This window comes from Sphingomonas radicis (genome assembly GCF_051400635.1).
In the GTDB taxonomy this organism is placed as follows: Bacteria; Pseudomonadota; Alphaproteobacteria; order Sphingomonadales; family Sphingomonadaceae; genus Sphingomonas.
Genome location: NZ_JBLFFG010000001.1, coordinates 1,386,425 through 1,398,184, shown reverse-complemented (window position 1 = coordinate 1,398,184; position 11,760 = coordinate 1,386,425). Strand labels below are relative to the sequence as shown.

Genomic DNA, 11,760 nt, shown 5'->3' with positions numbered 1-11,760 from the left:
GGCCCGCAGCGGGAGGGTAGGAGATGATCGAAGGTTCGTGCCATTGCGGCGGCGTCGCGTTCCGGCTCCATGCCGAAATCACCGAGTTCACCACCTGTGACTGCTCGTTGTGCGAGATGCGCGGAGCATTGATGGCAAAGGTGCCCGAAGGCGCGCTCGAAGTGATTGCCGGCGAAGATCTGCTCACGCTGTACCAGTGGAACACGCACCGGGCGCGCCATTATTTCTGCAGCCGATGCGGCATCTACGTCTTCCACCGCAAGCGCGCCGCTCCCGATCATTTCGGCGTCAATGCGCGCTGCCTGCACGACATCGATCTCACCGCAGTGCCGGTACGCGCGACCGAGGGCGCGAACATGACCGTCGAGCAGGCCGAGCCGCGCGAGCGCTGGCCGGGCCCGCGGGTCACGCCGGGCTAGCGTCCTCTACCGTGCTCCTGCGAAAGCAGGAGCCCAGGGCCGCAAGCGACGTTCCTCGCTCTAGGCCCGATCGACATTTGAAGGTCAGCAGGCGAGCCGGTCCAGATCCTCCCCTGTAAGGGGAGGGGGACCGCCGCCGAAGGCGGTGGTGGAGGGGTGTCCCGCTCTCGATAGGGCGACACCCCTCCGTCATCGCTGCGCGATGCCACCTCCCCTTGCAAGGGAGGAGCAGGTAAATGTCGCCCGCCCTAGGCTTCTGCTTTCGCAGGAGCACAGTCGTCTCAGTCCAGGTTCGGCCGAAGCCAGCGGGTAGCCTGCTCGACGCTCACCCCACGCCGCGCGGCATAATCCTCGAGCTGGTCCTGCCCGATCCGCGCCACGCCGAAATATTCGGCCTGGGGATGCCCGAAATAGAAGCCCGAGACCGCCGCGGTCGGCAGCATCGCGAAGCTCTCGGTGAGGGTGATCCCTGTGCGCTTGTGCGCGTCGAGCATCTTGAACAGGATCGGCTTGAGGCTGTGCTCGGGGCAGGCGGGATAGCCCGGCGCCGGCCGGATGCCGCGGTATTTCTCGCGGATCAGCGCTTCATTGTCGAGCTGCTCGCCCTCGGCATAGCCCCATAGCGAGGTCCGGACGAACTGGTGCAGCCGTTCTGCAAAGGCCTCCGCCAGCCGGTCCGCCAGCGCCTTGAGCAGGATGTCCGAATAATCGTCGATCGCGTTCTTGAAGCGCGCGAGATGCGGCTCGATGCCGTGGATGCCCACCGCGAAGCCGCCGATCCAGTCGCCGTCATGGTCGATGAAGTCGGCCAGGCACATGTTGGCCCGACCTTCGCGCTTGGCGATCTGCTGGCGCAGCATCGGCAGCGTGACATGCTCCTCGTCCTCGACATGGACGATGATGTCGTCGCCCTCCCGCCGGCACGGCCACAGCCCGGCCACGCCCCGCGCGGTGAGCCACTTCTCGGCGATGATCGTGTCGAGCATCTTGTTGGCATCGGCGAACAGCGAGCTCGCGCTCTCGCCGACCACCTTGTCCTCCAGGATCGCCGGATAATTCCCTGCGAGCTCCCAGGCGCGGAAGAACGGCGTCCAGTCGATATACTGGCGCAGGTCCTTGAGGTCCCAGTCGAGGAACTCGTGCACCCCCGGCATCCGCGGCTTGCCCGGCTTGAGGCTCATGTCCGCCTCGAAGCCGTTGTCGCGCGCCACGCCGATCGGCAGCAGCTCGCTCTGGCCCTTGTTGGCGCGCGCGACGCGCACCTGCTCATATTCGGCGGCGATCTTGGCGACATAATCGTCGCGGATCGTCTCGGAGACGAGCGTGGTCGCAACGCCCACCGCGCGGCTCGCGTCGAGCACATGCACCACCGGCCCCTTGTACGCCGGTTCGATCCGCAGCGCGGTATGCACGCGGCTGGTGGTCGCGCCGCCGATCAGCAGCGGCATCGTCATGCCCGAACGCTGCATCTCCTCGGCGACCGTCACCATCTCGTCGAGCGAGGGAGTGATGAGACCGGACAGCCCGATCATGTCGGCGTCGTTCTCGTTGGCGGCCTCGAGGATCTTCGTCCAGGGCACCATCACCCCCAGATCGACCACTTCGAAGCCGTTGCACTGGAGCACCACGCCGACGATGTTCTTGCCGATGTCGTGAACGTCGCCCTTGACGGTGGCCATCACCACCTTGCCCTTGCCCTTGGCACCGGGCTCCTTCGCCGCCTCGATGAAGGGCAGCAGGTGCGCCACAGCCTTCTTCATCACGCGCGCCGACTTGACCACCTGGGGCAGGAACATCTTGCCCGATCCGAACAGGTCGCCGACGACGTTCATCCCGTCCATCAGCGGGCCTTCGATGACTTCGATCGGCCGCGCGAACTGGAGCCGCGCCTCCTCCGTGTCCTCGACGACGAACTGGTCGATGCCCTTGACCAGCGCATGCTCCAGCCGCTTGGCGACGTCCCAGCCGCGCCACTCCGCCGCCTGCTTCTCGGCGACCGCGTCGGTCCCGCGATAGCGTTCCGCAAGCGCGACCAGCCGCTCGCCTGCCTCGGGATCGCGATTGAGGATCACGTCCTCGCACGCCGTGCGCAGCTCGGGCTCGATCTGGTCATAGACGTCGAGCTGGCCGGCGTTGACGATTGCCATGTCCATCCCCGCGGGGATCGCGTGGTAGAGGAACACCGAGTGCATCGCCTTGCGCACAACTTCATTGCCGCGGAAGCTGAACGACAGGTTCGAGAGCCCGCCCGAGATATGGACGTGCGGGCAGCGCGCCTTGATCTCGCGGCACGCCTCGATGAAGTCGACGCCGTAGTTGTTGTGCTCCTCGATGCCGGTGGCGACCGCGAACACGTTCGGATCGAAGATGATGTCCTCAGGGGGAAAGCCGATCCCGGTGAGCAGCTTGTAGGCGCGCTCGCAGATCTCGACCTTGCGCTCCTTGGTGTCGGCCTGCCCGACCTCGTCGAAGGCCATCACCACCACGGCGGCACCATAGGCCATGCATTTTCGCGCATGTTCGAGGAACTGTTCCTCGCCTTCCTTCATGCTGATCGAATTGACGATCGGCTTGCCCGAGACGCACTTCAGCCCGGCCTCGATCACGTCCCACTTGGACGAGTCGACCATCACCGGTATGCGCGCGATGTCGGGTTCGGCCTGGATCAGCTTGAGGAAGGTAGTCATCGCCTCATGCGCGTCGAGCAGGCCTTCGTCCATGTTGACGTCGAGCACCTGCGCGCCGGCCTCCACCTGCTGCAGCGCGACTTCCACCGCGGCGGCATAATCCCCCGCCATGACGAGCTTCTTGAAGCGGGCGGAGCCGGTGACGTTGGTGCGCTCGCCGATATTGACGAAGCTGGTCGAGGAAGCGGTGGTGTTCATCTGCTCTTTTCTGCCTCCCCTCCCGCTTGCGGGAGGGGATTGAGGGGTGGGCGCCCGCTATCCGCGAGCGATGTTTCCGGAGGAGAGCGACCGCCCACCCCCTGCCCCCTCCCGCAAGCGGGAGGGGGAAAGAAGTTCAGGCAGCCATCGTGAACGGCTCGAGCCCGGCAAGCCGCGTCCGCACCTCGGGTGTCGGGATGGCGCGCGGCGGCAGGTCCTTCACCGCCTGCGCGATCGCCTTGATGTGCGCCGGGGTCGATCCGCAGCAGCCGCCGAGCACGTTGACTTGCCCCGCATCGGCCCATTCCTTGACCAGTCCGGCGGTCGTCGCCGGCTCCTCGTCATAGGCGCCGAGCTCGTTGGGCAGACCGGCGTTCGGATAGACCATGATCAGCGTGTCGCACAGCGCGCTCAGTGTCTTCACATGCGGGCGAAGCTGCTCGGCCCCGAACGAGCAATTGAGCCCGATCGTTACCGGCTTCGCATGCCGCACTGCGTGCCAGAACGCCTCGACCGTATGCCCCGAGAGATTGCGGCCCGAAAGGTCGGTCAGCGTCATCGACAGCATGATCGGCAAATCGCGGCCAAGGTCGTTGCCCGCCTCGATCGCGGCCATGATCCCTGCCTTGGCGTTCAAGGTGTCGAACACCGTCTCGATCAGGATGAAATCCACCCCGCCCTCGACCAGTGCGTCGATCTGCTCGCGATACACGTCCTTGAGATAATCGAAGTCGATCTCGCGATAGCCCGGATCGTTGACGTCGGGCGACAGCGACAGCGTCTTGTTGGTCGGCCCCAGCGCGCCCGCGACGAAACGCGGACGCCCGTCCTTGGCCTCGAACTCGTCGGCGATCGACCGCGCGAGCTTGGCCGATTCCACGTTGATCTCGCGCACCAGATGCTCGGCGCCGTAATCGGCCTGGCTGATCCGGTTGGCCGAGAAGGTGTTGGTCTCGGCGATGTCGGCCCCCGCCTCGAAATAGGCGCGGTGGATCGAGGCGGGCACCTCGGGCTTGGTCAGCGCGAGGATGTCGTTGTTGCCCTTCTGATCGTGGCTCAGCCCCAGATCGCCCGCATAGGCGTCTTCGCCCAGCTTCCAGTTCTGGATCTCGGTCCCGAACGCCCCGTCGGTGATCAGGATGCGCTTGGCGGCTTCAGCCAGCAGTTTCTCGCGTGCAGTCATCTTACTTCCTCGATCCTCCCCGGCACGGGGAGGGGGACCATGCGAAGCATGGTGGAGGGGGCCCTCCTCTAGCCGTTCCGCTGGTGGAGGGCCCCCTCCACCACGCCGCTTCGCGTCGCGGTCCCTCTCCCCGTGCCGGGGAGGATCAAATCAAGCCGCCACCAGCTCTGCGCCCACCTTCGGCCGCAGCCCGAGCAGATGGCAGATCGCGTAGCTCAGTTCGGCGCGGTTGAGCGTGTAGAAGTGGAATTGCCGCACATCGCCCGCATAGAGCTTTCGGCACAATTCCGCCGCCAGCGTCGCCGCGACGAGCTGCCGCGCGGCGGGATGCTCGTCCAGCCCCTCGAACAGCTTGCCCATCCACGCCGGCACTGCCGTCCCGCACATCGCCGACATGCGCTGGACGCTCGCGAAGTTCATCACCGGCATGATTCCCGGCACGATCTCGGCAGTGATCCCCGCCTTGGCGGCATCGTCGCGGAAGCGGAAGAACTTCTCGGGCTCGAAGAAGAATTGCGTGATCGCCCGTGTCGCGCCCGCATCGATCTTGGCCTTGAGATTGTCGATGTCCGCCGTCGCGTTCGGCGAATCCGGATGACACTCGGGATAGGCCGCGACCGAGATCTCGAACGGATGGAGTTTACGCAGCCCCGCCACCAGCGCCGCTGCATTCTCATAGCCGCCCGGGTGCGAGACGAACTTCTCCCCCGCACGCGGCGGATCGCCGCGAAGTGCTACGATGTGCCGCACGCCCGCGGCCCAATATTCCTCGGCGACTGCGTCGATCTCTTCGCGCGTCGCCTCGACGCAGGTGAGGTGCGCCGCAGCCGGGATCGCCGTCTCCCGCGCGATCCGCGCCACCGTGTTGTGAGTCCGCTCCCGCGTCGTCCCGCCCGCGCCATAGGTCACGCTCACGAAGCGCGGCCCCAGCGGCGAGAGCGTCTGGATCGACTCCCACAGCGTCTCCTCCATCTTCTCCGTCTTGGGCGGGAAGAACTCGAAGCTCACGTCCACGTCGCCGGCCACGTCGGCGAACAGCGGCGGCGCCAGGGGATCCACGTTGCTCATGCCGCCTTCACTTCCTTCATCTCACTGTCGATCTTTCGACCGAGCCACAATTTCACCGTCAGTTCGCCGCCCTCGAGCGTCTCGACCAGCACCGGCGCCAGCCCCGCGCCCTCGAACCAACCCAGGATCTGCTCGTCCGAGAAGCCCAGCCGTGTGTGTGCGTCGCGCGAACGCAGTTCCTCGCGATCGTGCGGCGCGAAATCGGCGATCAGCAGCCGCCCGCCGTTGCCCAGCACGCGTGCAGCCTCGGCGATCGCGGCGCGCGGCTGCTGCGCGAAATGGAGAACGTGGTGGAGGATAGCGGTGTCCGCACCACCGTCCTGCAGCGGCAGCGCATAGAGGTCTGCCTGCCGCAGCTCGGCATTGGCGAGCCCCTGCTCGGAAAGCTTGGCGCGCGCCAGCCGCAGCATCTCCGACGAACGATCGATCCCCAGCGCCTGGCCTGCACGCGGCGCGAACAGCTCGAGCATCCGCCCGGTGCCGGTGCCGATGTCGACCAGCTGGCCGAGCGGGGCATCGCCCAGCGCCTTGATCATCGCTGCCTCGACTTCGCTCTCGGCGATATGGAGCGACCGGATCGCATCCCATTCCCCAGCGTGCGCCTCGAACCATTCGGCGGCCGCAGCCGCGCGGTCGGCGCGCACTGCGGCGAGCCGCGCCTCGTCGGCGATCTGCCAGTGATCGCCCTCGCTCCAGCCGTCGAGCGCCGCGAGCACAGGCTTCACCTTGGCGTCGGCGCCCAGCGCCACGAACACCCAGCTGCCTTCCTTGCGCCGCTCGGCGAGCCCCGCGTCGCACAGGATCTTGACGTGCCGGCTCACCCGCGGCTGGCTCTGCCCCAGCACCTGCGCCAGCTCGCCCACGCTCAGCTCCATCAGCCGCAGCAGCGCGACGATGCGCAGCCGCGTCGGATCGGCGAGGGCACGGAAGATGGCGAGAGCCGAGGTCATGTCGATTTTAGATATAAAGATATCTTTATATCAGGTCAACGCAGCCCTTGCGGTTGCGCGGCGTTGAAGCGCCCGTTAGCCCATGCGGCGAAGCAGAAAAAGCCGAAGAAAGGGATATTCGATGCGCAAGACCCTCCTCCTCCCCGTCGCCACCCTCGCGCTCACCGGCCTTTCGGCCTGCGGCGGCGCCCGTAATGAAGCCACCGAGGCGAACGAGACGATCAGCGGCGACAGCAACACGATGGGCGAGGCCGTGTCCGACGTCGATGCCGCGAACGCCGCGCTCGACGATGCTTTCGCCGGCGCCGAGAACAGCTATGCCGGCAACATGACCGCAAACGGAACCGACGAAGGCAGCGGCGACGCCGGCAACGAGATCACCGAATAAGCCGCCTTGTCGAGCGGATCGGTCCGCTCGACTCCTCGGCCGCGAGCGACTGGCGGAGATACCTGCGCTTCTGTCCGCGCGGCTTTGAAGCGCGCTCACTCCACCCACCAATCCTGCCGCCATCCCGCGACGTCGGGAACCGCGCGGCCCGCGCGGTCCCGCGCCGGGGCATAGCGGAAGCGCGTGCGCGCCAATCGGCAGGTCGTCGCGTCGAGCGCCGCATTGCCGCTCGAGCGCGCGACGAGGCATCCCGTCACCAACCCCTCTGCGCTCACATCAAGGTGGACGGTCACGCTTCCCGTCATGCCTTCGGCGGCGCGCGGATAGTCGCGGATGTTGATGCCGCCTCGAATCCGCCGTGCGCGCACCGCGACTCCACCGCCGCTGCCCGCACCCTCGCCGCCCGCACCGAGACCCGCGCCCTGGCCGCCCGCCCCCGTCCCCGGTCCGGCCGCTACCGCAGCGCCCGCGCTCGGTGCGATGCCCTGCGCCGCGACCGGGGGAGCGGCGGTCGGCGTGCGGACCGCAACCGCCGGCGTCGGCGCCACCACCGGCTTCGGCACAGCGCGGCGGTTGGGCGGCGCCGCCGCGCCTTCGGCTTCGGCGATCGGCACAGGCACAGGCACAGGCACCGGCTCCGGCACGGGCGGAGGCGGCCGCACGTCGAACACCGCCAGCGCGTCCTGCGTCGCCCGTTCGAACCGCACCGCCAATCCCTCCCATATGCCAAGAAGCATCCCCGCCGAGAGAAGCGCGGCGGCAGCAGTCGAGGCAAACCGGTCGCGAGTGGGAAGCCGGACAGTCATCCCCGGCAATATGCGCCCGCCGCGACGCCCGGCCAAGCGGCCGGGCTGGCTTCACAAATACCGCGTCTCGGCCGGCGCCTCCCACCAGGCATTGTCGCGCCCGTTGGAGTAGCGCACCGGCGCCGCCGCCAGCTCCTCGTCGCTCGCATCGTCCAGCGAGGCGACCTGCACCGAGACGAACGCACCACCGATCTCCGGCACATCGCCCGTGCTGAACGGGGCGCAGCCGCACTTGCTGCAGAAGCGGTGGCTTCCCTGATGGGTCCCGAACGAATAGTCGCTCAGCGCCTCGGCACCCTGGAGCAGCCGGAAAGCCTCGGGCTTGAGCAGCGCGCCCCAATTGCGGCGCTTGGTGCAGATCGAGCAGTTGCACTTGCCGGTGCCCGCTTCCAGGTCGATGTCCGCTTCGAAGCGCACTGCGCCGCAATGGCAGCTTCCATGATAGGTCTTGAGCATGTGTCGATCTCCCTTTGGTCAGGAACTCGACATACTGCCATGCTGCTGACAACGTGCTGGCAACAGCATGGCAGTAGAAAGCTCAACATGCGCAAGGCCGACCGCCTCTTCCAGATCGTCCAGATCCTCCGCCGCACCAGCCGCCCGGTGACGGCGGAAGCGATTGCCGAGGAGCTCGAGACGTCGAAGCGCTCGGTCTACCGCGACATCGCCGCGCTGATCGGCCAGCGCGTGCCCATCCGGGGCGAGGCGGGGATCGGCTATGTGCTGGATGGTGGCTTCGATCTCCCGCCGCTGATGCTCACGACTGACGAGATCGATGCCGTCGCGCTGGGCGCACAATGGGTGGCGGGCCATGCCGATCCGGTGCTCGCCCGCGCCGCGCACGACGTGCTCGCCAAGATCGCGACCGTGCTGCCCGAGGAGATGCGCCCCTTCCTCGCCGATCCCGCGGCACGCACTCCACCCTCTTGGCACGCGCCAGTCGACACTGTGGACGCCGCCCGGCTCCGCACGGCGATCCGCGCCGCCCGCAAGCTGACGATCCGCTACAGCGACGAGGCCGGCCGCATCACTGAGCGCACGGTCTGGCCGCTGGTGATCGGCTATCTCGATGCGGCGCGCGTGCTCATCGCCTGGTGCGAGCTTCGCCGCGACTTCCGCAGCTTCCGCCTCGATCGCATCGCCGGCGCCGATTTCCTCGAGGAGCGCATCCCGCACGACCCCGCCGCGCTGCGCCGCCAATGGCACGCGACGCTGCGGAGCTAGCTGCCATTCATGCGAAGTCGCGCGGAAGGCAAGATCGGGCCGTCGGTTGCAGCTCTCTTAGAGCCAGCCCTCTTGCAGCGCCTGATGGACAGTCCTGACTGTGGGCTGGAAGCCGAGGCTGCGAGCGAGCGAGGCGTCGACGTGAAGATGCCATGGGTTCTCCAGCGGCTCAGACGACGATTCGATCGTCTCGCCGGCTAGCTGCGCCAGTTCGAAGATCGAAGTAGGCGCCTCGTCGGAGATATTGACGATGCGGCCGTCCATCTTGCCTGCCAGGGCAAGGGTCATGGCCGTTGCGACATCGCGATGATGGATCGTGCTGATCCGCTTGGCTGGGTGCATCTTGCCCGCGATCGCGTGCTTGGGGAGCATCTCCAGATGGCCGTCTCCATCGCCATAGACGAAGGGGAACCGCAGGATCGCCCAATTGAGCGCGCTCGCCCGCAGTTCCTTCTCCGCGGCGACCTTGCTGGCCGGATAGGCTTGCTCCGGATCGACCGCATCGGTCTCACGGCCCGGATGCGGATTGTGCGGATTGTAGACGTTGCTGGTGCTTGCGAGGATGAAGCGCGCGCCGGGCGCATGGGTCTCCGCCGTCGCGACGAGGCTGCGCGTACCCTCGAGATTGCTCTTCCAGATCAGGTCGGTATCCTGTGTGCGGAACACGGCCGCGAGATGGATGATCGCCGTGACGCCCGTCACCGCCTGAGCCAGCGAGCCCGCATCGAGAAGGTCGCCTTCCACCGCCGTCGCCCCGGCAGGAACGTCTTTCCCGCCGCGCACCAGCGCCCGGCAGTCGACACCCGCTTCCATCAGGCGCGGCAGCAGTCGCGCGCCCACCAGGCCCGTTACGCCGGTCACCAGAACTGTCATGCGTCTGTTTCCTTGTGTGAAAGCCTGTCCAGCCGCTCGGTCGCGGTTCGAAGCACCCGGACGGCGATCGCGATGTCGGCGTCGTCGATGCCTTCGAAAGCCGCCTTGTGGATCAAGGTCGTAAGGTCAGGCAGTTCGCTCCACAGGCGAGCGCCCGCAGCCGTCATCTGCAACCGCTTCTGGCGCTGATCGACTCGATCCGGCACCTGTTCGACCAGGCCCTTGCGGACCAGGGCGCTAACGATGACGCTCAACGTCGCCCGCTCGACCTGAAGCATGCGCAGCAACTCGCGCTGCATGGTCGGGCCCTCATGGGCGAGCTGGTAGAGGACGTACCACTGCGTCGCGCCGAGATCATAGGGCCGGAGAGCGACCTCCATGACGGCGCGGCCTGCAAAATAGCACCGCTTCGCCCAGGCGCCGATCGACCCGTGTCGGGACTCGTTCAATTTGCTAGCCACCTAACAATAATGTTAGCACGCTAGCATGTTGTCAAGTGGGAGGCCTGCTGCCAAGCGACCCCTAATCCCCCGCAAACCCGAACGGCGACACCCCGCTCTCCCGCTCGCTCGCAATGATCGCACGACCCGCGGGAGGCGCCGATCGCTGTGGACAATCCGGTCGCGTGCAGGCCCGGCAGCCCAGCCCGATCGGCACGGCGCTTCCATCCAGATCCACCCCTCGCGCCGCAGCCAGCGCCGCCGCGTCACGTGCCGCGAGCCCCAGCGCCACCACGAAGCGTGCCCGCACACCGCCCACGCGCATGCCGTGCCGGTCGACGCACTGCGCGAGCGTGAACCAGCGGCCGCCGTCCTCGGTGTCGACGAGTTGCGCCAGTATCTCGTCCGGCCGCGCAAAGGCTTCGAACAGGTTCCACAGCGGGCACAGCCCCGGCCCCTCCACCAGCGGCGACGCGCTTGCCCCGGCATAGCGCTTCGATACTTGTCCCGCCCGATCCGCACGCAGCATGAAGAAGGGCAACCCGCGCGCTCCCACCCGCTGGAGCGTGGTCAGCCGGTGCGCGACCTGCTCGAAGCTCGCGCCAAAGCGGCGCTGGAGCAGTTCCAGATCGTATCCGCTCGCCTCGCACGCACGCAGGAAACGCGCATAGGGCATCATCACCGCGGCGGCGAAATAGCCGCCTAGGTGGCGCTGGTAGAGCCGCTCGGCGACGCGGCCCAGCCCCGCCCCGCGCACCAGCGCATCGATCTCGCCGCGCGCTTCCAGCGACAGCCGCTCGGCGAGCGCGAAGACGCGCGACGAGGGTTCGAGCGGCTCCGAAAGCTGGATCTGCCGCGCGTGCAGGTCGAGCCGCTTGAGCCGGTCGGGCATCACGTCGGCCGGAAGAATACGCACCGATAGCTGGTGCTTGACGCGCAGCCGCTCGGCCATCGCGCCATAGAGATCCCCCGCTCCCATCCGCAGCTCGTCGGCCAGCTTCTCGGCGGCGGCGTCGAGATCGGGAAAATGGTTGCGCCAGCGCTCGATCTCGCGCCGTACCTCATGTGCGGGATCGCCCGGATCGCCCACTGGTCCCTGCCCGGCGCCGATCCGGTCGTAGGCGCGCGCGAACGCCTCGGCACCTCCCGGCGCGCCGGCCAGCCACTCCTCCATCTGGTGCCGGTCGATCTCGAGGTCGGCGAAGATCGGGTCGGCCAACCGCCGCCGGATCGCCTCGGCGCCGCCCCCCGGCTCGCTCGCGGTTAGCTTGCGCGGATCGAAGTCATAGACCTCGGCGAGTCGCAGCATCAGCGTCGCCGACACCGGCCGCTGGTTGCGCTCGACCAAATTGAGGTAGCTCGGGCTCAGCCCCAGCCCCTCGGCCATCGCCGCCTGACTCAGCCCCAGCTGGCGGCGCAACCGGCGCACCGCATGTCCGGCGAACAGCTTTTGGTCTGCCATTTTCCTACACGCCTCGTTCTTGATACGTTCTCTATCGACTCAGCTTGGCCGATTGTAAATTT

At 67.3% G+C, this 11,760-nt stretch carries 12 protein-coding genes; 3 read left to right on the top strand and 9 right to left on the bottom strand.

All coding sequences use genetic code 11. The annotated features are described in order from the left end of the window. Positions 1–23: 23 nt before the first annotated feature. Complete coding sequence (locus ACMGDH_RS06330; protein ID WP_436827051.1) at positions 24–419, top strand: GFA family protein; 396 nt, start codon at positions 24–26, stop codon at positions 417–419. A 281-nt stretch (positions 420–700) separates the two neighbouring features. On the opposite strand, the gene metH is transcribed toward ACMGDH_RS06330, so the two are convergent. The 4 genes from metH to ACMGDH_RS06310 form a co-directional block, all read right to left on the bottom strand. Further along, complete coding sequence (metH, locus tag ACMGDH_RS06325; protein WP_436827050.1) at positions 701–3,304, bottom strand: methionine synthase; 2,604 nt, start codon at positions 3,302–3,304, stop codon at positions 701–703. A gap of 136 nt (positions 3,305–3,440) precedes the next feature. Then, positions 3,441–4,487 (bottom strand): homocysteine S-methyltransferase family protein, encoded by a 1,047-nt coding sequence (locus ACMGDH_RS06320; RefSeq protein WP_436827049.1) that lies wholly within the window; start codon positions 4,485–4,487, stop codon positions 3,441–3,443. 150 nt (positions 4,488–4,637) lie between these two features. Continuing rightward, positions 4,638–5,555: a methylenetetrahydrofolate reductase [NAD(P)H] gene (metF, locus tag ACMGDH_RS06315; protein ID WP_436827048.1), complete on the bottom strand. Its 918-nt coding sequence runs from the start codon at positions 5,553–5,555 to the stop codon at positions 4,638–4,640. Continuing rightward, the gene (locus ACMGDH_RS06310; protein ID WP_436827047.1) at positions 5,552–6,505 is read right to left on the bottom strand and encodes an ArsR/SmtB family transcription factor; all 954 of its coding nucleotides are present in this window, start codon (positions 6,503–6,505) and stop codon (positions 5,552–5,554) included. The genes metF and ACMGDH_RS06310 overlap by 4 nt, the downstream gene beginning before the upstream one ends. A 121-nt stretch (positions 6,506–6,626) precedes the next feature. Here ACMGDH_RS06310 and ACMGDH_RS06305 point away from each other — a divergent pair, with 121 nt between their 5' ends. After that, positions 6,627–6,893, top strand: a complete 267-nt coding sequence (locus ACMGDH_RS06305; protein ID WP_436827046.1) for a hypothetical protein — start codon at positions 6,627–6,629, stop codon at positions 6,891–6,893. Positions 6,894–6,988: 95 nt separating this feature from the next. Here ACMGDH_RS06305 and ACMGDH_RS06300 read toward each other — a convergent pair whose 3' ends face one another. Further along, the gene (locus ACMGDH_RS06300; protein ID WP_436827045.1) at positions 6,989–7,600 is read right to left on the bottom strand and encodes a TonB family protein; all 612 of its coding nucleotides are present in this window, start codon (positions 7,598–7,600) and stop codon (positions 6,989–6,991) included. Between the two features lie 150 nt (positions 7,601–7,750). Then, complete coding sequence (locus ACMGDH_RS06295; RefSeq protein WP_436827044.1) at positions 7,751–8,155, bottom strand: GFA family protein; 405 nt, start codon at positions 8,153–8,155, stop codon at positions 7,751–7,753. Positions 8,156–8,242: 87 nt separating this feature from the next. Between ACMGDH_RS06295 and ACMGDH_RS06290 the strand changes: the two genes are divergently transcribed. Continuing rightward, positions 8,243–8,923, top strand: a complete 681-nt coding sequence (locus ACMGDH_RS06290) for a helix-turn-helix transcriptional regulator (RefSeq protein WP_436827043.1) — start codon at positions 8,243–8,245, stop codon at positions 8,921–8,923. A gap of 57 nt (positions 8,924–8,980) precedes the next feature. Here the strand turns inward: ACMGDH_RS06290 and ACMGDH_RS06285 are convergent, their stop codons facing one another. The 3 genes from ACMGDH_RS06285 to ACMGDH_RS06275 form a co-directional block, all read right to left on the bottom strand. Continuing rightward, positions 8,981–9,796 carry an NAD-dependent epimerase/dehydratase family protein gene (locus ACMGDH_RS06285; RefSeq protein ID WP_436827042.1) on the bottom strand — a complete coding sequence of 272 codons (816 nt, stop codon included), beginning with the start codon at positions 9,794–9,796 and terminating at the stop codon, positions 8,981–8,983. Continuing rightward, complete coding sequence (locus ACMGDH_RS06280) at positions 9,793–10,176, bottom strand: MarR family winged helix-turn-helix transcriptional regulator (protein WP_436827041.1); 384 nt, start codon at positions 10,174–10,176, stop codon at positions 9,793–9,795. The genes ACMGDH_RS06285 and ACMGDH_RS06280 overlap by 4 nt, the downstream gene beginning before the upstream one ends. 142 nt (positions 10,177–10,318) lie before the next feature. Then, complete coding sequence (locus tag ACMGDH_RS06275) at positions 10,319–11,698, bottom strand: helix-turn-helix domain-containing protein (protein ID WP_436827040.1); 1,380 nt, start codon at positions 11,696–11,698, stop codon at positions 10,319–10,321. Positions 11,699–11,760 lie beyond the last annotated feature (62 nt).

Coding starts and splice junctions, on each gene's coding strand:
- ACMGDH_RS06280 (WP_436827041.1), bottom strand. CDS start 10,176: ATGGAGGTCGCTCTCCGGCCCTATGATCTCGGCGCGACGCAGTGGTAC.
- ACMGDH_RS06305 (WP_436827046.1), top strand. CDS start 6,627: ATGCGCAAGACCCTCCTCCTCCCCGTCGCCACCCTCGCGCTCACCGGC.
- ACMGDH_RS06290 (WP_436827043.1), top strand. CDS start 8,243: ATGCGCAAGGCCGACCGCCTCTTCCAGATCGTCCAGATCCTCCGCCGC.
- ACMGDH_RS06310 (WP_436827047.1), bottom strand. CDS start 6,505: ATGACCTCGGCTCTCGCCATCTTCCGTGCCCTCGCCGATCCGACGCGG.
- metF (WP_436827048.1), bottom strand. CDS start 5,555: ATGAGCAACGTGGATCCCCTGGCGCCGCCGCTGTTCGCCGACGTGGCC.
- ACMGDH_RS06320 (WP_436827049.1), bottom strand. CDS start 4,487: ATGACTGCACGCGAGAAACTGCTGGCTGAAGCCGCCAAGCGCATCCTG.
- ACMGDH_RS06330 (WP_436827051.1), top strand. CDS start 24: ATGATCGAAGGTTCGTGCCATTGCGGCGGCGTCGCGTTCCGGCTCCAT.
- ACMGDH_RS06295 (WP_436827044.1), bottom strand. CDS start 8,155: ATGCTCAAGACCTATCATGGAAGCTGCCATTGCGGCGCAGTGCGCTTC.
- ACMGDH_RS06275 (WP_436827040.1), bottom strand. CDS start 11,698: ATGGCAGACCAAAAGCTGTTCGCCGGACATGCGGTGCGCCGGTTGCGC.
- metH (WP_436827050.1), bottom strand. CDS start 3,304: ATGAACACCACCGCTTCCTCGACCAGCTTCGTCAATATCGGCGAGCGC.
- ACMGDH_RS06285 (WP_436827042.1), bottom strand. CDS start 9,796: ATGACAGTTCTGGTGACCGGCGTAACGGGCCTGGTGGGCGCGCGACTG.